Source organism: Pseudomonas sp. NPDC087639, from assembly GCF_044743385.1.
Taxonomy (GTDB): domain Bacteria; phylum Pseudomonadota; class Gammaproteobacteria; order Pseudomonadales; family Pseudomonadaceae; genus Aquipseudomonas.
The window spans coordinates 14,821-39,812 of the sequence record NZ_JBIUWI010000036.1; the positions used below are offsets into that span (position 1 = coordinate 14,821).

Sequence of the window (24,992 nt, forward strand, 5' to 3'; positions counted from 1 at the left end):
AGTGCATCGTCGAATGTTGTTTTTGTTGTTCGAAGCTTGAGTCGGCGTTTTAGGTTCGGCGGCTTCCCTCCTCACGCAACAGCGCCTGCAGGGTGTCGAGGCGAGCACTGTCGAAGGCAGTGACGGTGCCTTGCTCGAACACCCGGCGCGCCAGCCCGGTCAGCACCGCACCGGGCGGCAGTTCGATCTGTAGCCGCACGCCGCGCTCGTAGGCGCTTTGCACGGTGCCGCGCCAATCCACGACGCGGCACATGTTGAACGCGAGGTCATCGCGCAGGGCATCGACCTTGATTACCGGGCGCGCGCGGCTGCCGCTCAGGTAGGCGATTTTCGGGGCTTGCAGTTGTACTTTGGCGAAGGCTTCGGCGAGGGTTTGCGCCGGTTTTTCCAGCAGCGGACAGTGCGACGGCACGCTGACCGCCAGACGTTTCGCCAGACCCGCGCCACGGCTGCGCGCGAGTTCGGCCACCGCTTGCATCGCCTTGTCGCTGCCGGCAATCACCACCTGGTTATCGGCGTTGATATTGGCCAGATAAACCGGCGTTACGGCGCTGTGAACTTGCGCCAGCAAGGTTTCGACTGTGGACAGTTGCAGACCGATGATCGCGGTCATGCCAAAGCGCTGTGGATAAGCCTGTTGCATCAACTCACCGCGCAGGCTGACCAGATGCAGCGCATCACTGAAGCTCAAGGCCCCGGCCACCACCGCTGCGGGGTAAGCACCGATGGACAGGCCGGCGACATAGTCCGCGTTCAAACTGTCCTGCAACAACTGTCGCGAAGCCGCGACACCGGCGATCAGCAGGCAGAGCTGCACCGCCCTTGTACTGCGCAGCGCGTCGGCAGAATCAAGCAGCAAGACATCTTCACCCAGCACATCACTGGCCTCGGTCAACGTTTCCCGAGGCAAACGCTGGAGCATGCCCGGTTGCTGCGCGCCCTGACCGGGGAACACCAACAGACTGCTCATGCTGCCTGCTCCTGCGGGTTCCATGGATCAGCAACCAGACACGCCTGATGCGCGTTTTTCAGCAGCACCCGCGCCGAAGTGCTGGCCCATTCACGCAGGGCTACGGCGCCGAACGGCGTCTGCAATTGCATGTCGACCCGGCACACTGCCTGATCGAAAAGCGCCACCAGTTTGCGCGCCTGATTGCGGGTCATCAGTTGCGGTGTACGCAGGATCAGATCGAGATCGCTGCCCTCATGCATCGCCGCAAAACCACTGGCCAGTTCAAATCCGGCACTGCCGCTGACACCCCAGACCCAACCGCAATCATCGAGCATCGGCCGCAGTTGCTTGAGCGCACGCAGGGCCGGCAGATCACGCTCGCTGTCGACCCGACAAAGCGCCTCGGGGCTGACACGACAGCCAATCGAATCAAGCGCCATGAACGCCGCCAAGCGTTGCTCGCGCAACACACCGCGCACGCCCACGGCGACAAAACCCTCAGCACTTAACGCACGGCGCACCACCACCGGTTGCCCGGCGCTGAGCGACTCGACTGCCCACTGCGGCGCATCCGCCGGTAGCTGCGCCGGGGTCATGCCCCAGAGCAGGTCGTGGGCCAGAGGCGTATTCACCACTGCGCCCTCAACAGTTCACGAACGCGACTGGACGCTTCACGATTTTTCGCACCGAGACGATTGCTCAAATCATTGCCAGTGACATCGCTGATGGCTTGTTTCAAGCAATCGGTCACTCGTGTCAGATCCTCGGCTGTCGGCTGTTCGATCTGCTGCACCGACAGGGTTTCCCAAAGCAGCCCGAGGCTGGCGTAACTGCCGATGTCATAGGCCATCGGCGGCACGCTGGCGGCCAGTGCTTCGAGTTCTTCGACGCTGCGCAAAGTCACCCGCGCCGCCGATGCTTTGCCCATCGCATGCACCATCACGCCGGGATCACGCAGGGCGATCAAGCGGTTGGCCTGATAGCCGTGGGCGAGAAACGCACCGGACATGGCTTTGCCCACCAGCAGCGCAATCACCGGATGCCCGGCCAGGCGTGCGCGGGCATAACTGTCCGCCGCACCGGCCAGCGCCTGATGAATGCCTAGGGCTTCTTCGCGACGGCCGTAGGCCTGGCTCGGTACATCGACGATGGCAATCAGTGGACGCTTTTGTGGTTTGTCGCGGTCAGCGTTGATCGCATCGTCGACGGCTTTGGCCAGGCCCCAGCCTTCCAGCAACCCGACTTCGCCGTTACGGGCACGGGGGAAACGGTTGTCAGGGTCAGCGACCACGGCGATAAAACGCCCGAGTTCAGCATCGGCAACCTTCAACGAGGGCGGCAAACCTTCTACAGCTTTCGCGCCCGCGCTCAACGCGTTGAACCAGTTCAAACCGCGCAATGAACAACCACTCATGAGCGCTCTCCTTGATACAGATCGCGAACCACCGAAGGCTCGATTTGCTTGTCAGTGTCCAGGCTGGCCAGCCGTTGCAGGAACCACTCGGCCCGCTGACTGCGCGGTTGGGCTGGCAAGCCTTGTTGCAGCAACTCGCCGACCTGCTGACGAATCTGCGCCACATCATCGGCGGCAAACCGATCCACCAAGCCACTGGCAAAACGCTGCTCGCCACCGGTCAGGCTCCAGATAAACGGCCGGTCGCGGGAGTCGTATTCCTCGATCCCGGCTTCCTGCTCGATCACCTGCGGGCCATTCAGGCCCAGGCGTGCTTCCTGGGTCACCAGCAAATAGCTGCACAGCGCTGCGGCAATCGACATGCCGCCAAAACAGCCGACGCTGCCCGCGACCACACCCACCACCGGTTGGTATTGCTGCAAATCGACAATCGCCGCATGAATATCGGCAATCGCCGCCAAGCCGAGATTGGCTTCCTGCAGCCGCACACCGCCGGTTTCCAGCAGCAACACGGCGCGGGTCGGAATGCCGTTGCGGTTGTCCTCGGCGGCCAGTTCCAGTGCACCGGCAATCTTCGCCCCGCCGACTTCGCCAAGGCTGCCGCCCTGAAACGCGCCTTCGATGGCCGCGATCACCACCGGCAAACCGTCGAGGCTGCCCTTGGCGATCACCACGCCGTCATCGGATTGCGGCACCACGCCCTGGCGTTCAAGCCACGGCGACATGACGCGTTGAAACGGGTCGAGCAATTCGCGGAAGGTGCCGGCATCAAGCAAGGCTTTCGCCCGTTGCCGCGCGCCGAGTTCGACGAAGCTGTGTTTATGGAGAAGCGCTGCGCTGTCAGTCATGGCCGATCTCCTCGAAACCTTGTTCCAGGCGCAAACGCACCACACCCGGCGTCGCGCCGAAATCGTGGATATCGATGGCCATGGCTGGCGGCGTGGTGCCGTCGAACATCCGCGCAAACAGATGCTGCCAGCGCAGCTGTGCGCCGTTGACCGAGGTTTGCACGTTGATCGTCAACTTGCCGGCCAGCCCCGGTTCGATCAGCACTTCCAGATCACCCGAGCCGACACAACCGACCAGCGCCCGACCGCGAGGCGGCTGCCCGGCGGGGAATTCAAACGATAGGGTTTCCATCAAAACGCTCCCTGAAAGGTGCCGTCGCACTCGATTCGGTCGAGCAGCAGCGTGGCGGCGAGCAAGTCGGCGGCGCCACCGGGCGAGGCATTCAATGCGATGAGTTGTTGATCGAGTTCATGCAGGCGCCGGCGACCGCTGAGGCTGGCGCTGCCGCCAGCGTCGAGCACCGCTTGCGCGCCGTGTTGCATGGCTAGCAGGCCTTGTTCGCCGGCGCGGTAGAGCACGCAGGTGTCGGCCAGGTCAGTCATGATCGCGAGCAAGGCGTCGAGCCGGGCATTCTGTTCGCCGTGGCCGTTTGCGCGGCTGCGCTTAAGTTGCGGCAAACCACGTTGCAGCACGGACGGGAAGCCGAGTTGCGCTTCCTCTCGGGCGCCGCGAGCGCCGTAACGCAGGGCGACTTGTGCACCGTGGCTGAGCGGACGAGGTGCAAAACGATCATCGAGCAGCGCCAGACGTGCAGCGCGCAGGGTGACGGCGTTGGCGCCCGTGGATTTCGCTTCGAGCGCGGCGGCGGTCACCAACAGGCCCAAGGCCCAGATTGCACCGCGATGAGTGTTCACGCCGTTGGTGGTCGCGAGCATCGCTTGCTCGCCTTCACGGCCGATGCGGCCAATGCTTTCACGCAGCGTTTGATTGATCTCGCCGACTTCAATGGCAGCTTCGGCCATCTCCTTGAACGCCGGCCACAACGACAGCGCCGAGGCGTGCATCAGGCCCAAGTGCAGATCGGTGTGCGCGCCGTTGCCACGACGGTCGACCAGCGCCGGTTTCGGCGACAGATCCGCTTCGTCGATCAACGCATCCACCGCCATGTCCGCCAATCGCTCGGCCAGGGAAATCGGTTTCGCTTGCAGGTTAAGTGCGTGCATTACCAGCTCCTGAATTTGGCGGGCGGGTTGTAGAGGCCGCCGGACCACTCGACCAGATCGGCCACGCTTTTCGCCGCCAGCAGTTCGCGGGTAGCGTCAGTGCGGCGGATGCCGAGGTCTTCGGGCAAGGCGATCAAGCCTTCGCGGCGCATGCGTTCGGTGTCTTTCGGGTTGTGGCGCAGGCCAATGGCGGTGACGCCGGCAACAGCGGCGATCATCGCCTGGCGCTCTTCCAGCGAACGCGCCTTGTACAGATAGGCGATGCCTTCTTCGGTGAGCAGGTGGGTGACGTCGTCGCCGTAGATCATGATCGGCGCCAGCGGCATGCCGCTTTTCTTCGCCACTTCCACCGCGTCGAGGGTTTCGACGAAGGTCGGTTTGCCGCCCTCCTGGAAGGTCTCGACCATTTGCACCACGAGTTTCTTGCCGCGTTCGAGCATCGGTTGCGGCGAGTCGTCGTGGCGCATATCGAGCCATGCCGGCGTGCCGTGACGGCGGCCACGCGGGTCATGGCCCATGTTCGGCGCGCCGCCGAAACCGGCGAGACGGCCACGGGTGACGGTCGAGGAATGGCCATCGCCATCAACCTGCAACGTCGCGCCGATAAACAGATCCACCGCGTATTGCCCGGCCAGTTGGCAGAACATCCGGTTGGAACGTAGCGAGCCGTCGCGGCCGGTGAAGAACACGTCCGGGCGCGCGGCGATGTAGTTTTCCATGCCCAGTTCGGTGCCGAAACAATGCACGCTTTCGACCCAGCCGCTCTCAATCGCCGGGATCAACGTCGGGTGCGGGTTGAGCGTCCAGTTGCGGCAGATCTTGCCTTTGAGGCCGAGGGATTCGCCGTAGGTCGGCAGGATCAGTTCGATGGCCGCGGTGTTGAAACCGATGCCGTGGTTGAGCGACTGCACGTTGTGTTTTTCGTAGATCCCGCGGATCGCCATCATCGCCATCAATACGTGCACAGGCTTGATGTGCCGTGGGTCGCGGGTGAACAGCGGTTCGATGTAGAAGGGCTTGTCGGCCACCACGACGAAATCGACCCACGATGCCGGAATATCCACACGGGGCAATTCGCTGACGTCGTCGACCAACTGGTTGACCTGGACGATGACGATGCCGTCGCTGAACGCGGCCGGTTCGATCAGCGCCGGGGTGTCTTCGGTGCTCGGGCCGGTGTAGATGTTGCCGGCGCGGTCGGCCATGAAACCGGCCGAGAGCACGACGTTGGGGATCAGGTCCACCACCAGCCGGGCGTAGAGTTCGATGTAGGTGTGGATCGCGCCGATTTCCAGCAGGCCGTCTTCAAGCAACTGGCTGATGCGCAGGCTCTGGGTGCCGGCGAAGGAGAAATCGAGTTTGCGGGCAATGCCGCGTTCGAACAGGTCGAGGTGCTCGGAGCGGCCGACGCTGGGCATGATCATGTGCAGGTCGTGGAGCTTCTCGGGATCAGCCTTGGCCAGCGAGCGAGAAAGAAAATCCGCCTGCTTCTGGTTGTTGCCCTCCAGCACCACTCGGTCGCCGGGATGAATCAGCGCTTCGAGCGCGGCGACGATCTTGTCGGTGGGCAACACCACACCGTCGGCCAGCCCGCGCACCTTGTCGAGGCGACGCTGCTTCTCGTCACGCCGCCGCGTCCAGCGCGAGTCGGGGGAAATTGTTGTTGTCATGCTCACTCCACGGGGTTCGCTGTCGTGGAGCTAAGTTAGGCGTGTGGGGTGGAGGCATCAATCAAGCGCGGTGGTGATTCATTACGCTCAGCGTAATGGTTCAGGCTCGCTCCCACAGGGGATCTGTGTCGTACACCTGATCTGTGTTCACTGGTGATCCAATGTGGGAGCGAGCCTGCTCGCGAAGAGGCCAGTCAGACCACTAAAAACTCTGGATCAGTGGACCAGGCCCGCCTCCACCAACAACTGCTCAAGTGCCAACAAATCCGGCACTTTCGCCACTTGCTCCCCCACCTGCACCGCCGCCTGTTCCAGCGCACACAACGGCACATCGACATAGCTCAATTGGCTATCGAGCTTGTAAGACCGAGGAATCCCCTGCACCAGCAACGCAATGAATTTCAGCTGCGTCAAGCCACCCAGCGCATTGAGAATCACAATCCGCGCTCGCTCGCCAATCACCACTTTCTGCCCACACGCCGACTCGAAACTCAGCAACGGAATCTGCCGCTCGCGCCACATGACGCGCCCCAGATACCACGGCGGTGTATCCAGATCGAAGGCGCTGGCCTGATAGTCGATCAGCTCGGCCACCGCGACGTTGGGCAAGATCAGGTTACGATCCGCCAGCGGCAGCAGCAGCCCGGTGAGTTGGCTGGTACGCGCGTTGTGGCGGCGCTCATGCATGTTTCTTGCTCCAGTGGGCAATGCTTTCGAGCAGCACCGATTCCTGATACGGCTTGCCGAGGTAGTCGTTGACGCCGATGGCCATGGCGCGGTCGCGGTGTTTTTGCCCGGTGCGCGAGGTGATCATGATGATCGGCAGGTGTTGCAGGCGCTCGTCGTTGCGCACCTGGGTGGCGACTTCGAAGCCGTCCATGCGCGGCATTTCGATGTCGAGCAGCATCAGGTCGGGCATGTGTTCTTCCAGCAGGAGCATGGCGTCGACACCGTCCTTGGCGGTCAGCACGTTCATGCCGTGGCGTTCGAGTAAACGACTGGTGACCTTGCGCACGGTGACCGAGTCGTCGACCACCATGACCAGCAGCGGTTTCTGCGGTTCGCTGTCGATATCCGGTTGAATCGGATACTGCGCAACCGGTGCCTGCATCGCGCGGATCGGCGCCAGCAGATCAAGAATCAGCACCACCCGGCCATCGCCCAGAATCGTCGCGCCGGACACGCCCTGCACCGCCGCGAATTGCGCGCCGAGGCTTTTGACCACGATCTCGCGCGTCCCGGCCATGGTGTCGACCTGCACCGCGATGCGCCGGTCGTTGTACTGCACCAACAGCACCGGCAACGGCAGGCTCTGGCCGAGCAGTTTCGGGCGTGGCGCGGTTTTCAGCAGCTCGCCCAAGTAGCACAGCTCATAGCTTTGGCCGCCGTATTGATAGCTAGGCGGATCGAGTCGGAAATGCCCATCCAGATCATTCGGCAACACGCGGACGATGCCGTCGATGGTGTTCAGCGGAATCGCGTATTGATCCTCACCACACTGCACCATCAACGCACGGTTGACCGACACGGTGAACGGCAGGCGAATGCGAAAATGCACGCCCTGCCCCGGCACCGAGTCGATGCTCATGCTGCCGCCCAACTGGCGGACTTCTTCATGCACCACGTCCATGCCGACGCCACGCCCGGAGATCTGGGTGATTTTTTCGGCGGTGGAAAACCCCGGCTGGAGGATGAACTGCAACACATCGCGGTCGCTGATTTCGGCGTCCGGCGCCAGCAAGCCACGTTTGATCGCCTTGCTCCGCACCGCTTCCAGCGGCACACCGGCGCCGTCGTCGCGGATGTCGAAAACGATGTCGCCGCCCTCGCGGGACAGCTCGAGGCTGATCTGCCCTTGCGCCGGTTTCCCCGCCGCCAGCCGCACCTCGGTGGACTCCAGACCATGGTCGACGGCGTTGCGCAGCATGTGCTCCAACGGTGCGGCCATGCGCTCAAGCACGTTGCGATCCATCTCGCCTTCGGCGTTGCCGACGACGAAAGCGACGTCTTTGTTCAGCTCTTCGGCAACCTGGCGGACGATGCGTTTGAGGCGCGGCAACATGCGTTCGAACGGCACCATGCGCGAGCGCATCAGGCCTTCCTGCAATTCGGTGTTGATCCGCCCTTGTTGTTGCAGCAGGTTCTCGGCGTCGTGGTTGCGGCGGTCGAGGGTTTCCTTCAGGTCGAGCAAGTCGGAGGCGGATTCGAACAGCGCCCGCGACAGTTGCTGCAACTGCGAATGGCGATCCATTTCCAGCGGATCGAATTCTTCGTAACCGAGGCGTTCGCCGTCGACTTGCTGACGGCTGAGGATGCGCCCCTGGGTTTCCGTATCGAGGCGGCGCAACTGATCACGCATGCGCTCGATGGTGGTTTCCATCTCGTTGAGCGCGACTTGCGCGTCGTTGACTTGCTGTTCAATGCGTCCACGGAAAATCGAGGTTTCCCCGGCCAGATTGACCAATTCGTCGAGCAGTTCGGCGGAGACCTTGACCATGTCCGCGCCGGCGTCGGCGGCCGGTGCTGCGGTCTCGGTTTTAACCGGCAGCGGCAGCAACGGCGGCGCTTCAGGCGTCACGGGATGACTGAAGTTCTGGATCGCATTGATCAACCGATCCGCCGGCGGACACGGTTGCCCGGCGCGCACGCCATCGAGCATTTGCGCCAGTCGGTCATGGCCGCGCTGCACCAGTGCGAACAATTCGCCAGACGCTTGCAGCGAGCCGGCGGAGAGGCTTTCGTAAAGGTATTCCAGCTCATGGGCGAGGTCGCCGATCGGGCCGATCTCGACCATCCGCGCGCCGCCCTTGAGGGTGTGCAGGTCGCGCAGCAGGGTTTCGACTTCCTGACGGTTGCCCGGCTCAGCCTGCCAGCGCAGCAGCGCGGCGCCGGAGTTCTCGATGATGTCGAAACCTTCTTCGAGGAAGATCTCCAGCAACTCGGGATCGTGCCCGGTACCTTCGTGATCGACGGCAGGTTGCGTCGTTTCGGCAGGGGTCGGCGAGCCTTGGCGTACCTGGCGAAGCGCTTCGATCAGATCCTCTGCCGGCTCCAGCGGCTGATGGTTTTGCAGTTGCTCAAGCAGCCGGGTGAAACGCTCATGGCTCTTGTGCAACAAGCGACCAAGGGCTTCGCTGTGGCTGTAGCGACGATCGACCAGACCTTCGTAAAGGCTTTCCAGCTCCTGGGCCAGATCGCCGACGGCGTCGACTTCGGCCATGCGCGCACCACCCTTGAGGGTGTGCAAATCACGCTGCAACGAGGACAGCGGCGCGGCATTGTCCGGGTCGCTCAGCCAGCGCTGCAAGGCTTGCTCGGCGCTGTCGAGAATGTCCACTGCCTCTTCGAGGAAGATCTCGACGATTTCATCGTCCGGCTCCTGGGCAGCGCTGGTTTGCGAAAGCTCGGCGGTGGCCGCGCCCAGCTCGCGGATGCTCAAGGTGCGGCTGCCGTCGCTGCGAATCAGGCCCATGGACGAGGGGTCGAGGCTTTCGTCGAGCAGATCATGCAAGGCGCGAATGCGCTCCGGCTGCGGCGTGACTTCCTGGCCGGCGGCCAGTTCGTCGAGCATGTTGATCAGCGCTTCGTGGGCGTTCTGCGCTTCGTGGAAAAACCGGTCGCTGACCGCCAGGCTGCTTTCTTCCACGGCGCCATAGAGATCGAGCAAGGCTTCGCACAGAACATCCACCGGCAGCAGATCCGCCAAGTGCGCGCCTTCACCGAGGGTGGTCAGCTCATCCAGCAACGCGCTGAGTTCCTGGCGTTCGCCGGGGTGTTGCTGCCAGCGCTGCAAAAGGTTTTCGGCGTCGAACAGGATGTCCATGCCTTGGGCAAGGAAGTTGTTGATCAGTTGCGGATCGTGCTTGATCCGCAGGCCAGTGTTCGGCGCATTGAGGATCGCTTCCAGACGCTCGCCGAGCAGTGCATCGGTGCGTTTGATCAGCGACTGCGCGCCGACAATCGGCGCCAGCGGATCATGCTTGAGCTGGCGCAAGCCGACACGGAACAGCCCTTCGGCTTCGAGCAGCAACTCGACTTCATCGAGATCGAGCGGCAACTGATGGGCCTTGAACTCTCGGGCCAATTGATCAAGCGATGCCGCCAGTTCGGCAATCGGCAACACACCGGCCATCGACGCGCTGCCCTTGAGGGTGTGCAAAGCGCGCTGCAACTCGTCGCTGGCCGGCAGCGGAACATGCTCGGCCGCTTGATCGAGGAAGCGGTTGAGGCTGGCGAGGTGGGTTTCGGCTTCGTTGCGGAAGATCTCCAGCAACAGCGGATCGAGCGCCGCAACGTCATCGACGTCTTCGGCAGCCAGCGGTTCTTCACCCTTGGCCAAGGCATGGGCGCGCGCCGCCAATTGATCGACATCGCTGCGCTGACGCTGGCTGTTGGTGGCGAATTCGCTGACCAGTTCCGGCAGCAGCAACACCGTGTCGGTGAGTAATTGCGGCACCACGGCGCCGGGTTCGACGCTGTGTTCCAGCACGCGATTGAGCAGGTTTTCCACCGCCCAGGCCAGTTCACCGAGGATCAGCGCACGCACCATGCGTCCGCTGCCTTTCAAGGTGTGGAAGGCGCGGCGCAGCTCTGTCAGCGCGGCGCGATCCTGCGGATTGGCTGTCCAGCGCGGCAGGTATTCGTGGAGAACCTCAAGTACCTCATCGGTCTCTTCGAGGAACACTTCGCGCAGTTCGTCGTCCACCGGTTCTTCATCGGCCGGTGGCGGCATCAGGCTGCCGGGTGTGACCACGGCGGGCGGATTGATCGCCGGCACCGGGCTGGCCAACACATCGGCCAGCGACTGCACGATGTCCGGGTCGTCCAGCGCCTGCAGGTCCTGCATCACCAGTGCTTCGCTTGGGCTGAGCACGTCATCGAGCACTGGCACACGCTGTTCGCCGGGCTGCTCATTGGCCTCTTCGTTTGCAAAATAACCGAGACTGGCGAGGCTCTTCTGCGCGACATCCAGCAATTGTTCGCTCGGCGCCAGCGGGTCATCGCTCAAGCGTTCAAGGTAATACTCGAGGCTGGTGATGACGTCGGCGAGGTTGTCCAGTTGCTGCCAGCCTGGTTCGTGCGGATCGAGCAGCAGATGTTCGCGGATGAAACCGTTGCAGGCCTCGACCAGATTCGCCGCACGACTCAGCGGAATCATCGCCAGCGCCCCGCGCACCTGGGTTAGCAGTTCCGGCAGCGGTTGCAGTTGCTGGCGATCCCAATCGGCGTCGATGTAGTCGACGATCATGTCCTTGGCCTGTTGCAGGCAGATGCGCGCTTCCTTGATCACGATCTGATGAATCTGCGTCAGGTCGGTGGTGGGCAGGCGCGAGTCTTCGGGGCTTTCCGGCTCGACGGTGCCGACCATCCCGGCGAGTGTCGCTTCGACGTAGAGCAAGGCGCCGGCAACGTCCATCAGGATCGCGTCGTTGGGTTCACGCTGGCCTTGGACGAGGCTGAGCACCACCGCCAGTTGATCGATGATGACCTTGCGCGGCTGGCCGAAACCGAGCACCGCGAGGGTGTCGGCGATCTGCCGCAACGGCGCCAGCAGGCTTTCCAGGTCCGACGTATGTTGGCGGTCGCTGCGCACGAACAGGTCGAGGCGTTCCTTGACCCGCACCAGTTCTTCGCACAATGCCGCCAGCACCGAGCGCATCGCATCGCGGTCGGGGCCGGCCAGGCGCGCGCGTTCTTCATCGACCATCGCGCTGTCGGGTAAGGCGTCGTCCAGGGAGTAGCGATCTTTCATGGTCAGCATCTGCCTGGTGGGATGTTCGGCTTTGGCAATATAGAACAACAGGCTTTTGAGCAGCTCTGGCGGGGGCGGCTGGTTGAGGCCCGCCATGCCTTGTTCGAGCAAGCGTTTGAGCTCCTTGTCGGCGTCCTTGAACAGGCTGCGCAGTGCCGGGCTGTTGGCGATCACGCTTTCGCGCATACCTTCGACCAAGGCGGATGCGACCTGCCACAACGGACTTAACGGGGCGTCGCCGCTCAGCGCTTCGAGACGGGTGAAGACTTTCACCAGATAACCCAGGTGCGTCTGGTCATCCTGCTCACGCAGCAAACCGACCAGCGCCATTTGCAGCATCTGGCGTAACTTGCGCAGCACATTCGGCAGCTCTGCCGGTTCCAGCAGCGCCAGCGCCTCTTCGCCAAGCGGCGGCAGCTCGGGCAGTTGCGGGCTGAACAGACTGGTTTCCGACAGCAGGCTTTCGCCGCGAGCGCTGCGCAAATCATTGAGCAGCGGCAGCACGACCAGAGGAAGATCACGGCGGGCGCTCTGTACGCGGTCGAGGTAGATCGGTAATTGCCCCAAGGCTTGCAACAGCAAGTGCAGGGCTTCGTCGCGATGGCTGACGCGACCCTGCTGCAAGGCTTCGACCAGATGCTCCATTTCTTCGGCGAGCAGCGCGGCGCCGTAGAACTCGACCATCTGCAAGCTGCCGTGAACCTGATGGATGTACGCCAGGCACTCGTCCAGCCCGCCGGATGCGTGCGGATCATCGAGCACGGCTTCAATCGCCTGATGCGCCAGTTTCAGCGTTTCGGCAATTTCGCCTTTGACCCACTCGAGGGCCACGTAGTCGTGGCGATCACCCATAACCGCTCCAATCACACTTTATCCGTCGCCGACGCGGATGCCGCCGGCAAGGTGAAACCTGACACCGAACGACGCAACTGACTGGCCATTTTCGTCAGGTTGCCGATGCTCTCGGCGGTGGCCGTGGAGCCCGACGACGTTTGCGTGGTGATCTGCTGGATCACGTTCATCGTCAGCGAGATCTGCCCGGCCGACGTCGTCTGCTGCTGCGCCGCGTTGGAGATGCTCTGAATCAGCGCCGCAAGGGTCTTCGACACGCCTTCGATTTCTTCCAGGGCCACCCCGGCATCCTGCGCCAGCCGCGCGCCGCGCACCACTTCGGTGGTGGTCTGTTCCATGGAGATGACCGCTTCGTTGGTGTCGGTCTGGATCGCCCGCACCAGCGTTTCGATCTGCCGAGTGGCAGCGGACGAGCGCTCGGCCAGCCGTTGTACTTCGTCGGCGACCACGGCAAAACCACGCCCGGCATCGCCGGCCATCGACGCCTGAATCGCGGCGTTGAGGGCGAGGATGTTGGTCTGGTCGGCAATGTCGTCGATCAGGCTGACGATATCGCCGATTTCCTGCGACGACTCGCCTAGACGCTTGATGCGTTTGGCGGTGTCCTGAATCTGTTCGCGAATGTTGTCCATGCCGTGGATGGTGTTGTGCACCACCTCGTTGCCTTTGTTGGCGATTTCCACGGAACGCTCCGCTACCGCCGAGGACTCGGCGGCGTTGGCCGAGACTTGATCGATGGACTGGGCCATATCGTTGATCGCGGTCGAGGCTTCGGAAATCTGCTGGGCCTGATGCTCCGAGGCCTGGGCCAGGTGCATGGCGGTGGCCTGGGTTTCCTGCACTGCCGCCGCGACCTGGCCGGCGGTGAGGTTGATGGTCGCCACCAGATCGCGCAGTTGATCGACGGAATAGTTGATCGAGTCGGCGATGGTGCCAGTGAAGTCTTCGGTCACCGAGGCGGTCACGGTGAGGTCGCCGTCGGCCAGATCCTCGATTTCATCGAGCAGACGCATGATCGCGTTCTGATTGCGTTCGTTCTTCTCGGCGGTCTCGCGCAACTGGCGATTGGTTTCGCGGACCATGACCAGACCGATCAGGATGATCGACGCCAGCGCCAGCAAGCCGAGCACGTAGCCACCGATGGTGTCGGTGTTGCGCCCACCCGCGAGGTTTTCGAAACGGTTGGCCAGGTGCGAGGCTTCGTCGAGCAGGGTTTGCGAGAGGTTGAAGATGTTGCTGGCCGACTCGCGAACCTTGAACAGCTCCGGCGAGGTTTCGAGGATTTCATCGACAGAGCCGGAAACGAACTGGAACAGCTCGGAAATCTCACTCAGGCGCGCGCGGGCATCACGGTCTTCGACCTGACTGATCTTCAGCGCCGGGTTGCCCTGAAGCATGCCGTTGAGGACTTGGCCGAAGCGAGTGGCATCGCGGCCAAACGCATCGGCAGCCTGCTGCGAGTTTTCATCGCCGGCCAGCACGGTGTTCACCGCACCGAGAATGCGTTCGGCCAGCAACGATTGGCGCTGGGCCATCGCCACTTGTGCCGCCGGAGCGCCGCGCTGGAGCAGGATCTCGACGACTTTTTCGTATTCGATCTGCAACTGCGGCACGGTTTCGGCCAGGGTCGCGGCGACCTGATGCAGCGACAGCACGGTCTGTTCGCTGGAGAGAATGGCGTCGGTGTTTTTCAGCAGGCGTTCCCAGTCGAGCTGCACGGCGCGCATTTCCGGGCGCACGGTCGACGGCGCCGGGGGCAGACCGGTGGCCGGGTCGCCCTTCTTCAGGTAACTCCAGCGCTGGGCGAAATCGTTGCGCGCATCGCTGAGCAACTTGAACGCGGCAGCCTTGCCGGCGGCGGCTTCAGTGGCGTTCTTGGCAATGCGTTGCGACAGCACGCGCAGCTCACCGGCGTGACCGATGTACTGCTTGTCGTAGTTCGCCTGGGTGTTGAGGTAAGCGAAGTTGGCGAACAGCAGCATGATGAACACGATCAGTGCGATGAACAGCACGATGATCTGCGAGCGACTGCGCGATCCTTCCGCCGGCTTGCCTGTTTTTGCTTTTGTCATCGGTCCTCGCCTATGAAACCTGCAACGGCCCACTGTGGGAACGAGCTCTGTGGCGAGGGGATTTATCCCCGATGGTTGGCGAAGCCGACCCAAAACCTGCACCTGCGATGTCCCAGATTCAATTCAGGTTTTGGGGCCGCTGCGCGACCCATCGGGGATAAATCCCCTCACCACAAATCCCGCTCCCACAGGTTTGGGTGGTGTTTCGACTAAATTGCGACGCTCATGAACACCGGGGATTTGGCCAGCGCAAACAGGCTGAACACCCGCCAGTTCTGCTCACGCCGGAAGTACCCTTTGACGAATTCGGCCTTGGAACCCTGGCGCTTGCTGATCGACAGCGGTTCAAAGCTGTCTTGCTCGAAATGCTGCAGGCCGAAGACCTCATCGACCATCAGCCCGGCAAACACGTCGCCATGCTCCACCACCAATACCCGCCGCTGCTTACGAAGCGGTGAAAGCTCATGCCCGAAGAAACCGCACAGGTCCATGATCGGCAGCAACCGCCCACGCAGGTTAGCCACCCCTTTGACCCAAGGTTTTACCCCAGGCAACTGAGTGCAGCGCGGTTCGTGCAGCACTTCGCTGACTTCGCCCATCGGCGCGACATACCAGTGTTCGCCGAGGCGAAAACCGATACCGCTCCAGCGATCCTGACGCGCCGGTTGCGATGGCAGGTCGGCCGCGAGCAAGCGGCAGCGCTGGTCAATCTGCCAGAGCAGTTCGAACGCGGTCAGCGATTCGCTCATGGCCGCGCGATCAACCGGCCAGCACGTTGTTCAGGGTCTTGATCAGAGTCTCTTCATCGACCGGTTTGGTCAGGTAGTCCTTGGCGCCTTGGCGGGTGCCCCAGACCTTGTCGGTTTCCTGATCCTTGGTGGTGATGATGATCACCGGGATATGCCCGGTGTCCGGGTCCTTGGTCAACTGACGGGTCGCCTGAAAGCCGTTGAGGCCGGGCATGACAATGTCCATCAGCACCGCGTCGGGTTTTTCCTGACGGGCCAGGGCAACGCCGTCGGCGCCATTTTCGGCTTTGAGCACTTCATGGCCGTGCTTTTCCAGCATGCCGGTCAGTTTGTACATTTCAGTCGGCGAATCATCGACGATCAGGATACGTGCCATGGTTTTCCCCATTTTTCTTGTCGACATCCGGCCCGCTGGCCGAGCGTCACTGTACGTGTCTTACTGCGGCAAAGCGGCGGCAAAGCCCGGAACATGGGCCTGGATCGCGCTGAGCAGTTCTTCCTTGCTGAAAGGCTTGGTCAAAAATTGATCGGAGCCGACAATCCGCCCCTTGGCCTTGTCGAACAGCCCGTCACGGGACGACAGCATGATCACCGGCGTGGCCTTGAACGCACTGTTGTTCTTGATTAAAGCGCAGGTCTGATAACCATCCAGACGCGGCATCATGATGTCGACAAAGATGATGCCGGGATGGTTGTCGGCGATCTTCGCCAAAGCGTCGAAACCGTCGATCGCCGTAATGACTTCGCACCCCACATTTTTCAACAAGGTTTCAGCGGTGCGGCGAATCGTTTTCGAGTCGTCGATCACCATGACCTTCAAGGCGCTGGACTGCTGTTCCATAAGGGGGCTCTACCGTCGCCTTTGCGAATCAAATTGTCCGTTTTGCGATGAGTAATGGCTGGAAACCCTTGATGTTCAAGGGCCAGCACTGCATGGCAGCCTTTTTAGCACAGTCTCCAGATGCAATCTATCGACGGGTTTTCCCTTGACCGCAAACCCGCCCGGCGCCACTCTGGCGGCACTTTTTTCATACCGATCCGGTAGCCAATTTTCGAGGAAAACCCAATGAGCGTTCGCGTCGGGATTGTCATGGACCCTATCGCCAGCATTTCCTATAAAAAGGATAGCTCGCTGGCCATGCTGCTGGCTGCGCAGAAGCGCGGCTGGGAACTGTTCTATATGGAACAGCGCGACCTGTATCAGGCCGAAGGTCAGGCACGGGCGCGGATGAAGCCGCTGCGAGTCTTCGCCAACCCGGAAAAATGGTTCGAACTGGACGCCGAGCAGGACAACCTGCTGAGCGATCTCGACGTGATCCTGATGCGCAAGGACCCACCGTTCGACATGGAGTTCGTCTACTCCACCTACCTGCTCGAGCAGGCAGAAACCGCCGGCGTGCTAGTGGTCAACAAACCGCAGAGCCTGCGCGACTGCAATGAAAAGCTGTTCGCCACGCTGTTCCCGCAGTGCACGCCACCGACCATCGTCAGCCGCCGCGCCGATGTCCTGCGCGAATTCGCTGCCAAGCACGGCGACGTGATCCTCAAGCCGCTGGACGGCATGGGCGGCACCTCGATCTTCCGTCACCGTGCCGGCGATCCGAACCTGTCGGTGATTCTCGAAACCCTGACTGCCCTCGGCGGCCAGCAGATCATGGGCCAGGCCTACCTGCCGGCGATCAAGGACGGCGACAAACGCATCCTGATGATTGACGGCGAGCCGGTGGATTACTGCCTGGCGCGGATTCCGGCCCAGGGCGAAACCCGTGGCAACCTCGCGGCCGGTGGTCGTGGTGAAGCGCGTCCGCTGACTGAAAAGGATCGCTGGATTGCCGCTCAGGTCGGCCCGACGTTGCGCGAGAAGGGCCTGCTGTTCGTGGGTCTGGACGTGATCGGCGAAAGCCTCACCGAAATCAACGTCACCAGCCCGACCTGCATCCGCGAAATCGACAACGCTTTCGGCACCGACATCGGCGGCATGCTGATGGATGCCATCGACAAGAAGCTGCAAGCCGCCGGCAAAAAGCCGCAAGCTTGATGTGTGTCACATGCAGTCTGTCGCTTGAAGCGTGAAGCCCAAGGCGTGAAACCAACATTGCGTTATCATGCGCAGCCTCTGAAAAGCGCGATGTTGGTTTTCTTGTCATGACCCTCCCGTCCGATCTGCCCGCAGAACTCGCCCATCGTGGCGTGCGCCCGGCCGATCGCCTCGGATTTACCCTGTTTCTCGCAGCGCTGATTCACTTGGCGCTGCTGCTGGGCGTCGGCTTCACCATGGTCGAGCCCAAGCAGATCAGCAAAACCCTGGAAATCACCCTCGCCACCTTCAAGAGCGAAAAGAAGCCCGAGAAGGCTGATTTCCTCGCGCAGGAACACCAGGAAGGCAGCGGCACGCTGGACAAGAAGGCGATTCCGAAGACCACCGAGGTCGCGCCGTTCCAGGACAATCAGGTCAAAAAGGTCACGCCCCCGCCCGCCGCCAAGCCTGAAGTACAGGAAGCCGCGCCCAAGGCTGCGGTGACGACTGTCGCGCCTAAGCCGAAAAAAGCCCCGACCAAAAAAGAAGAAACCAAGACCGAGGTCAAACCGACCGTCGACGCGCCGGAGTTCGACAGCTCGCAGTTGTCCAGCGACATCGCCAGCCTCGAAGCGGAACTGGCCAAGGAACAACAGCTGTACGCCAAGCGCCCGCGAATTCACCGCTTGAGCGCGGCGTCGACCATGCGTGACAAAGGCGCTTGGTATAAGGACGACTGGCGCAAGAAGGTCGAGCGCATCGGCAACCTGAACTATCCGGAAGAAGCACGGCGCAAGCAGATCTACGGCAATTTGCGCCTGATGGTCTCGATCAACCGCGACGGCTCGCTGTATGAGGTGCTGGTGCTGGAATCGTCGGGGCAGCCGCTGCTGGATCAGGCGGCACAGCGCATTGTCCGACTGGCGGCGCCATTTGCACCGTTTACCGGTGATCTGTCGGATATCGACCGACTGGAAATCATCCGCACCTGGAAATTCGCCCGGGGCGACAAGCTCTCCAGCAACTGACACTCCTACATTTGATCTGTGTACTGCTTACATCCCCAGCTTGTCAGTTCGCCCCTTGAACGCCACACTAGCGCACATGAAAAACGTCAGCCCCAGCTACCTCAAGCATCACTTCCTGATCGCCATGCCGCACATGGCCGACCCGAACTTTGCCCACACCTTGACCTACATCGTCGAGCACACGGCCAATGGCGCCATGGGGATTGTGGTCAACAGGCCGCAAGAGTTGAATCTGGCTGACATCCTCGAGCAACTGCGACCGGACATCGATCCGCCGGGCCTCTGCCAGCATGTACCGATCTTCATTGGCGGCCCGGTGCAGACCGATCGCGGTTTTGTCCTGCACCCGGCAGGTAAGACCTTCCAGGCCACCGCCCAGCTCGACGGCGACCTGGCACTGTCCACTTCGCAGGACGTGCTGTTCGCCATCGCTGACGGCGTGGGCCCGGCAAAAAGCCTGATCGCCCTCGGTTACGCCGGTTGGGAAGCCGGGCAACTGGAAGCCGAAATGGCCGACAACGCCTGGCTGACCTGCCCGTATGACACCGACATTCTGTTTAACACCAGCAGCGAACTGCGTCTGGACGCGGCAGCCAGGCACTTGGGGATCGACCTCAACCTGCTGACCAGCCAGGCAGGTCACGCCTGATGGCCCTGCGCTTGATTCTCGGCTTCGACTACGGCACCAAACAGATCGGCGTTGCCGTCGGCCAGGTGATCACCGGTCAGGCCCGCGAACTGTGCACCTTGAAAGCACAAAACGGCGTGCCCGACTGGAATCAGGTCGAAGCCCTTATAAAGGAATGGAAACCCGACGCCGTCGTCGTTGGCCTGCCGCTGAACATGGACGGCACGCCCAGCGAGATGTGCCTGCGCGCCGAGAAGTTCGCCCGCCGCCTCAACGGCCGCTTCAATGTGCCCTTCTATACCCACGACGAACGCCTGACCACTTTCGAGGCCAAGGGCGAACGTCTGGTGCGTGGCGGCCAGAAGGGCAGTTACCGCGACAACCCGGTGGACGCCATCGCCGCCGCTCTGCTGTTGCAGGGCTGGCTCGATGAAAACACCGCACTGTTTCAATCCTGACTGCATTTAATTCTGAAAAGCGCTACGGCGCTTTTCTTTTGGCTAAACCCCCAGCCACGTCCGGCAGGACGCGGCTCGGGTCGAAGAAGGAGCAACCATGAGCCTGCCCAATCCCGCCGATCTGATCAGCCAGATGGCGACACGCCTCAAGGCGCACCTTGCACAGCGCGACATCAGCGAACCGCGTTACATCGGCATCCGCACTGGCGGCATCTGGGTCGCGCAAGCCTTGCTCAAGGAATTGGGCAGCGACGCGCCGCTGGGCACGCTGGATGTTTCCTTCTACCGCGACGACTTCAGCCAGAACGGCCTGCACCCACAAGTGCGCCCGTCCGCCCTGCCCTTCGAGATCGAAGGCCAGCATCTGGTGCTGATCGACGACGTACTGATGAGCGGCCGCACCATCCGCGCCGCCATGAACGAACTGTTCGACTACGGCCGCCCGGCCAGCGTGACGCTGGTCTGCCTGCTTGACCTGGACGCCGGCGAGCTGCCGATCCGCCCGAACGTGGTGGGCGCGACCCTGTCGCTGGCCACCCACGAGCGCGTGAAGCTGTCCGGCCCCGAGCCGCTGACGCTCGAACTGCAAGACTTTGCCCTTTAATCCGCCCTATTGAGAGTCCCCCTCGCGATGACGCCTCTAGATACCAAGCGCCCGCTGCAGCTCAATGATCAGGGCCAGCTGCGCCACTTCCTCTCGCTCGACGGCCTGCGCCGCGAGTTGCTGACGGAAATCCTCGACACTGCCGACTCGTTCCTCGAAGTCGGAGCCCGGGCCGTGAAAAAAGTCCCGTTGCTGCGCGGCAAGACCGTGTGCAACGTGTTCTTCGAAAACTCCACGCGCACCCGCACTACCTTTGAACTGGCGGCCCAGCGGCTGTCGGCGGACGTGATCACCCTGAACGTGTCGACCTCGTCGGCGAGTAAAGGTGAAACCCTGCTCGACACCCTGCGCAACCTTGAAGCCATGGCCGCCGACATGTTCGTCGTGCGTCACGGGGATTCCGGCGCCGCGCACTTCATCGCCGAGCATGTCTGCCCACAAGTGGCGATCATCAACGGCGGCGACGGCCGTCACGCTCACCCGACGCAGGGCATGCTCGACATGCTGACAATCCGTCGGCACAAGGGCGGTTTCGAAAACCTCTCGGTGGCCATCGTCGGCGACATCCTGCACTCGCGGGTCGCGCGTTCGAACATGCTTGCACTGAAAACCCTCGGCTGCCCGGACATCCGCGTGATCGCGCCGAAAACCCTACTGCCGATCGGCATCGAGCAATACGGCGTGAAGGTTTACACCGACATGACCGAAGGCCTGAAAGACGTCGACGTGGTGATCATGCTGCGCCTGCAGCGTGAACGCATGACCGGCGGCCTGCTGCCAAGCGAAGGCGAGTTCTACCGCCTGTTCGGCCTGACCACCGCGCGCCTGGCCGGGGCCAAGCCCGATTGCATCGTCATGCACCCGGGGCCGATCAACCGTGGGGTGGAGATTGAGTCGGCAGTGGCCGACGGCCCGCACTCGGTGATCCTCAATCAGGTCACTTACGGCATCGCGATTCGTATGGCTGTGTTGTCCATGGCCATGAGCGGGCAAACAGCCCAGCGCCAATTCGAGCAGGAGAACGCCCAGTGAAGCTCAGCATTCTCGGCGCCCGCGTCATCGATCCAAGCAGCGGCCTGGATCAAATCACCGACATTCACGTTGAAGCCTGCAAGATCGTCGCCCTCGGCGCGGCACCGGCCGGTTTCACCGCTGTAGAAACTATCGACGCCACAGGTCTGGTGGCCGCTCCGGGGCTGGTCGATCTAAACGTCGCCCTGCGCGAGCCGGGCTACAGCCGCAAAGGTTCGATCGCCAGCGAAACCCGCGCGGCAGCGGCCGGCGGCGTGACCAGCCTGTGCTGCCCACCAAAAACCAAACCGGTGCTCGACACCTCCGCCGTGGCCGAACTGATCCTCGACCGCGCCCGCGAGGCCGGCAACACCAAGGTGTTCCCGATTGGCGCACTGAGCAAAGGTCTGGACGGTGAGCAACTGGCGGAACTGGTTGCGTTGCGCGACGCCGGTTGTGTGGCGTTCGGCAACGGTCTGGAGAGTTTCCGCAACACCCGCACCCTGTGCCGGGCGCTGGATTACGCGGCGACGTTCGACCTGACGGTGATCTTCAACTCGCAGGATCACGATCTGGCCGAAGGTGGCCTGGCCCACGAAGGCGCCGTCGCCAGTTTCCTTGGCCTGCCGGGGATTCCGGAAACTGCTGAAACCGTGGCGCTGGCCCGTGATCTGCTGCTGGTAGAGCAAACCGGCGTGCGCGCGCACTTCAGCCAGTTGACCAGCGCTCGCGGCGTGGCCCTGATCGCTCAGGCGCAGGCTCGTGGTTTGAAGGTGACGGCGGATGTCGCGCTGTATCAACTGATCCTGACTGACGAAGCACTGATCGATTTCAGCAGCCTCTATCACGTCCAGCCGCCGCTGCGCACCCGCGCGGATCGCGATGCCCTGCGTGAAGCAGTGAAGTCCGGTGTGGTCTCGGCGATTTCCAGCCATCACCAACCCCACGAGCGCGATGCCAAACTAGCACCGTTCGGCGCGACCGAGCCAGGCATCAGCAGCGTTGAATTGCTGCTGCCGCTGGCGATGACGCTGGTTGAGGATGGTCTGCTCGATCTGCCGACACTGCTAGCGCGCCTGAGCGCTGGCCCGGCTGAGGCGCTGCGCCTGCCGGCGGGCAAACTGACGGTGGGGGGTGCAGCGGATATCGTGCTGTTCGACCCGAAAGCGTCGACGGTGGCTGGCGAAGGCTGGTTGTCGAAGGGTGAGAACTGCCCGTTCCTTGGGCACAGTCTGCCGGGTGTGGTTCGTTACACCCTGGTGGATGGGCGGATCAGCCACCAGGCTTGATACCGGGTTGCCCCATTCGCGAGCAGGCTCGCTCCCACATTGGATCTGTGAACGACACAAATCCCCTGTGGGAGCGAGCTTGCTCGCGAAGACTTACTGGAAGGCGCCGCGATTCTGCATGTTGCGCACCGACACTTGGTCATTCAGCGTCCAGAAGTCATACAGCACGCCAATAAAGAACAACCCGCCCGTCAGCAGGTAGATCAACCCGCTGATCCACTTCCCCTGATACATCCGGTGCACACCGAACACCCCAAGGAACGTCAGCAGAATCCACGCTACGTTGTACTCGATCGGCCCCTCGGCAAACCGCAAATCTGCCTCGCGATCCATCGCCGGGATCAGAAACACGTCGATCAGCCAGCCAATGCCCAGCAAACCGAAGGTGAAGAACCAGATCGTTCCGGTCACTGGCTTGCCGTAATAAAAACGGTGAGCGCCGGTAAATCCGAAGATCCACAGCAGGTAACCGATGAGTTTGCTGTGGGTGTCTTTTTCCTTCACACGGGGTAGCTGATAGCTGTTCATGAAGACCTCGTTTCACTCGATAGATAAATATTCTTGAATTCTTTGTGACTTTTTTACAGGTAGCCGACGTATGGCAAATGTTACCGTTGCAACCGTCAAAGCCTTATAGCACCGGACTTCTGTCAGACAATCGCGTCAATTTGCCGCTTATTTGGTTCCGTTGCCTGCCGATTGAATCGACCAACGGACTCGGAAGGGACAAAAAAGCTGTTATAAAGTTGCGCGCTACCACTTAAGAGCCACGCCTAATGCGACCATTTTTCAAGACATGGCTAACTATTTGCCTATTAATGCCACTGGCCGCCCACGCCACCAATCGTGAGCAACGTCTTCCCAACGTTAACGGCTTTACCCCTAAATCCCATGCTTCTGCCCCTTCGAGCAAAAGCAAGCAAAGCAAAGTCACCACGCTGAGCAGCAAGGGCAACAGCAAGCTGGTGCCACCGATGGCGAGCAAGGAAAGCAGCAATGTCCTTAGCCGCGCGGTGAACGTCCTCGGTACTCCTTATCGTTGGGGCGGCAGTAGCCCAAGTAAAGGCTTCGACTGCAGCGGTCTGGTGAAATACGCGTTCAACGACGCCACGTTCGACCTGCCACGCACCTCCAACGCCATGGCCAGCGGCCACGGCGAGAAAGTCGAGCGCAAGGATCTGAAACCGGGCGACCTGATCTTCTTCAATATCAAGAGCCGTCAGGTCAACCATGTTGCCATCTACCTGGGCAACGACCGCTTCATCCACGCCCCGCGCCGTGGCAAATCGGTGAGCATCGATACGCTGAACAAGCCGTATTGGCAAAAGCATTACGTGGTTGCCAAGCGGGTGTTGCCGAAAGAACCTGCCAGCAAGCAGCTGCGTGTAGTTCAACGCTAACACCGCAGATCGTCCCCACGCTCTGCGTGGGAACGATCACGCCTCTCTCAGAAGTTATCCGGCGTACGCGCCTTCTCCCGCGCATGCTCCCGGCTGATCAAGCCCTTGGTCACCAGATCCTTCAGGCACATGTCCAGTGTCTGCATCCCCAACGACCCACCCGTCTGAATAGACGAATACATCTGCGCCACCTTGTCCTCGCGGATCAGGTTACGGATCGCCGACGTGCCGAGCATGATCTCGTGCGCTGCCACGCGCCCGCCGCCGATCTTCTTGATCAGCGTCTGCGACACCACCGCCAGCAACGACTCCGACAGCATCGAGCGCACCATCGACTTCTCGTCACCGGGGAATACGTCCACAACCCGGTCGATGGTCTTGGCTGCCGAAGTGGTGTGCAGCGTGCCGAACACCAGATGCCCGGTCTCCGCGGCGGTCAGTGCGAGGCGAATGGTTTCCAGATCGCGCATCTCGCCCACCAGAATCACATCCGGGTCTTCCCGCAACGCTGAACGCAAAGCGGTGGCGAAACTGCGGGTATCGCGGTGGACTTCGCGCTGATTGATCAGGCATTTGCGCGATTCGTGAACGAATTCGATCGGATCTTCGATGGTGAGGATGTGGTGATGGCGATGGGTGTTGAGGTAATCGATCATCGCTGCCAGCGTGGTCGACTTGCCGGAACCGGTCGGCCCGGTGACCAGCACCAGTCCACGCGGGGCGTCGGTGATCTTGCGGAAGACATCACCCATGGCGAGGTCTTCCATGCTCAGCACTTTCGACGGGATGGTGCGAAATACCGCGCCGGCACCACGGTTCTGATTGAAAGCGTTGACCCGGAACCGCGCGACACCGGGGACTTCGAAGGAAAAGTCGGTTTCCAGATGTTTCTCGAAGTCGACGCGCTGGGTGTCGTTCATGATGTCGTAGATCAATTCGTGCACTTGCTTGTGATCAAGCGCCGGCAGATTGATCCGCCGCACATCACCATCGACGCGGATCATCGGCGGCAGACCGGCCGACAGGTGCAGGTCGGAAGCTCCCTGTTTGGCGCTGAAGGCCAGTAGTTCAGTGATATCCATAG

Annotated in this window: 23 protein-coding genes; 8 read left to right on the top strand and 15 right to left on the bottom strand. The window is 61.8% G+C overall.

Annotated features, from left to right (window positions below; translation table 11 throughout):
* Positions 1-49: 49 nt before the first annotated feature.
* From mdcH to pilG, 13 genes are all read right to left on the bottom strand, one after another.
* Positions 50-970: a malonate decarboxylase subunit epsilon gene (gene mdcH, locus ACIOVB_RS16225; RefSeq protein WP_401269324.1), complete on the bottom strand. Its 921-nt coding sequence runs from the start codon at positions 968-970 to the stop codon at positions 50-52.
* A complete protein-coding gene (locus ACIOVB_RS16230; protein ID WP_401269327.1) occupies positions 967-1,587 on the bottom strand; it encodes a malonate decarboxylase holo-ACP synthase in 621 nt (206 codons plus the stop codon). Before ACIOVB_RS16230 ends, mdcH begins: the two co-directional genes overlap by 4 nt.
* The gene (gene mdcE / locus ACIOVB_RS16235) at positions 1,581-2,366 is read right to left on the bottom strand and encodes a biotin-independent malonate decarboxylase subunit gamma (RefSeq protein ID WP_401269330.1); all 786 of its coding nucleotides are present in this window, start codon (positions 2,364-2,366) and stop codon (positions 1,581-1,583) included. Before mdcE ends, ACIOVB_RS16230 begins: the two co-directional genes overlap by 7 nt.
* Entirely contained in the window at positions 2,363-3,214 is an 852-nt protein-coding gene (locus tag ACIOVB_RS16240) for a biotin-independent malonate decarboxylase subunit beta (protein WP_401269333.1), read from the bottom strand. The genes mdcE and ACIOVB_RS16240 overlap by 4 nt, the downstream gene beginning before the upstream one ends.
* The gene (locus ACIOVB_RS16245) at positions 3,207-3,506 is read right to left on the bottom strand and encodes a malonate decarboxylase subunit delta (RefSeq protein ID WP_007913697.1); all 300 of its coding nucleotides are present in this window, start codon (positions 3,504-3,506) and stop codon (positions 3,207-3,209) included. The genes ACIOVB_RS16240 and ACIOVB_RS16245 overlap by 8 nt, the downstream gene beginning before the upstream one ends.
* Positions 3,506-4,378: a triphosphoribosyl-dephospho-CoA synthase gene (locus tag ACIOVB_RS16250; RefSeq protein WP_401269336.1), complete on the bottom strand. Its 873-nt coding sequence runs from the start codon at positions 4,376-4,378 to the stop codon at positions 3,506-3,508. Before ACIOVB_RS16250 ends, ACIOVB_RS16245 begins: the two co-directional genes overlap by 1 nt.
* Positions 4,378-6,048 (bottom strand): malonate decarboxylase subunit alpha, encoded by a 1,671-nt coding sequence (gene mdcA, locus ACIOVB_RS16255; protein WP_401269338.1) that lies wholly within the window; start codon positions 6,046-6,048, stop codon positions 4,378-4,380. The genes ACIOVB_RS16250 and mdcA overlap by 1 nt, the downstream gene beginning before the upstream one ends.
* Before the next feature lie 216 nt (positions 6,049-6,264).
* Positions 6,265-6,735, bottom strand: coding sequence for a chemotaxis protein CheW (locus ACIOVB_RS16260; protein WP_401269341.1), 471 nt, complete (start codon positions 6,733-6,735; stop codon positions 6,265-6,267).
* Entirely contained in the window at positions 6,728-12,652 is a 5,925-nt protein-coding gene (locus tag ACIOVB_RS16265) for an Hpt domain-containing protein (RefSeq protein ID WP_401269343.1), read from the bottom strand. The genes ACIOVB_RS16260 and ACIOVB_RS16265 overlap by 8 nt, the downstream gene beginning before the upstream one ends.
* An 11-nt stretch (positions 12,653-12,663) precedes the next feature.
* Entirely contained in the window at positions 12,664-14,724 is a 2,061-nt protein-coding gene (locus ACIOVB_RS16270) for a methyl-accepting chemotaxis protein (RefSeq protein WP_401269345.1), read from the bottom strand.
* 209 nt (positions 14,725-14,933) lie between these two features.
* Entirely contained in the window at positions 14,934-15,473 is a 540-nt protein-coding gene (locus ACIOVB_RS16275; RefSeq protein WP_187679025.1) for a chemotaxis protein CheW, read from the bottom strand.
* A 10-nt stretch (positions 15,474-15,483) separates the two neighbouring features.
* Entirely contained in the window at positions 15,484-15,849 is a 366-nt protein-coding gene (gene pilH, locus ACIOVB_RS16280; protein WP_027926574.1) for a twitching motility response regulator PilH, read from the bottom strand.
* Positions 15,850-15,909: 60 nt separating this feature from the next.
* Positions 15,910-16,314: a twitching motility response regulator PilG gene (gene pilG / locus ACIOVB_RS16285; protein ID WP_187679026.1), complete on the bottom strand. Its 405-nt coding sequence runs from the start codon at positions 16,312-16,314 to the stop codon at positions 15,910-15,912.
* A gap of 225 nt (positions 16,315-16,539) precedes the next feature.
* On the opposite strand from pilG, the gene gshB reads away from it, so the two are divergent.
* The 7 genes from gshB to ACIOVB_RS16320 all read left to right on the top strand — a co-directional run bounded on the left by gshB (position 16,540) and on the right by ACIOVB_RS16320 (position 22,508).
* Positions 16,540-17,511: a glutathione synthase gene (gshB, locus tag ACIOVB_RS16290; RefSeq protein WP_401269350.1), complete on the top strand. Its 972-nt coding sequence runs from the start codon at positions 16,540-16,542 to the stop codon at positions 17,509-17,511.
* A gap of 107 nt (positions 17,512-17,618) precedes the next feature.
* Complete coding sequence (locus ACIOVB_RS16295; protein ID WP_008077848.1) at positions 17,619-18,518, top strand: energy transducer TonB; 900 nt, start codon at positions 17,619-17,621, stop codon at positions 18,516-18,518.
* A gap of 76 nt (positions 18,519-18,594) precedes the next feature.
* Entirely contained in the window at positions 18,595-19,167 is a 573-nt protein-coding gene (locus ACIOVB_RS16300) for a YqgE/AlgH family protein (RefSeq protein ID WP_100846946.1), read from the top strand.
* A complete protein-coding gene (gene ruvX / locus ACIOVB_RS16305; protein WP_401269353.1) occupies positions 19,167-19,604 on the top strand; it encodes a Holliday junction resolvase RuvX in 438 nt (145 codons plus the stop codon). The genes ACIOVB_RS16300 and ruvX overlap by 1 nt, the downstream gene beginning before the upstream one ends.
* A gap of 97 nt (positions 19,605-19,701) precedes the next feature.
* Positions 19,702-20,208 carry a bifunctional pyr operon transcriptional regulator/uracil phosphoribosyltransferase PyrR gene (gene pyrR, locus ACIOVB_RS16310; RefSeq protein WP_187679028.1) on the top strand — a complete coding sequence of 169 codons (507 nt, stop codon included), beginning with the start codon at positions 19,702-19,704 and terminating at the stop codon, positions 20,206-20,208.
* 27 nt (positions 20,209-20,235) lie between these two features.
* A complete protein-coding gene (locus tag ACIOVB_RS16315; protein ID WP_007913665.1) occupies positions 20,236-21,240 on the top strand; it encodes an aspartate carbamoyltransferase catalytic subunit in 1,005 nt (334 codons plus the stop codon).
* Positions 21,237-22,508, top strand: a complete 1,272-nt coding sequence (locus ACIOVB_RS16320) for a dihydroorotase (protein ID WP_401269357.1) — start codon at positions 21,237-21,239, stop codon at positions 22,506-22,508. The genes ACIOVB_RS16315 and ACIOVB_RS16320 overlap by 4 nt, the downstream gene beginning before the upstream one ends.
* A gap of 93 nt (positions 22,509-22,601) precedes the next feature.
* Here ACIOVB_RS16320 and ACIOVB_RS16325 read toward each other — a convergent pair whose 3' ends face one another.
* Positions 22,602-23,036, bottom strand: a complete 435-nt coding sequence (locus ACIOVB_RS16325) for a TM2 domain-containing protein (protein WP_187679030.1) — start codon at positions 23,034-23,036, stop codon at positions 22,602-22,604.
* 248 nt (positions 23,037-23,284) lie between these two features.
* On the opposite strand from ACIOVB_RS16325, the gene ACIOVB_RS16330 reads away from it, so the two are divergent.
* The gene (locus ACIOVB_RS16330) at positions 23,285-23,908 is read left to right on the top strand and encodes a C40 family peptidase (RefSeq protein ID WP_187679031.1); all 624 of its coding nucleotides are present in this window, start codon (positions 23,285-23,287) and stop codon (positions 23,906-23,908) included.
* A 47-nt stretch (positions 23,909-23,955) separates the two neighbouring features.
* On the opposite strand, the gene ACIOVB_RS16335 is transcribed toward ACIOVB_RS16330, so the two are convergent.
* Positions 23,956-24,990 (bottom strand): type IV pilus twitching motility protein PilT, encoded by a 1,035-nt coding sequence (locus ACIOVB_RS16335; RefSeq protein ID WP_187679032.1) that lies wholly within the window; start codon positions 24,988-24,990, stop codon positions 23,956-23,958.
* Positions 24,991-24,992: the final 2 nt, after the last annotated feature.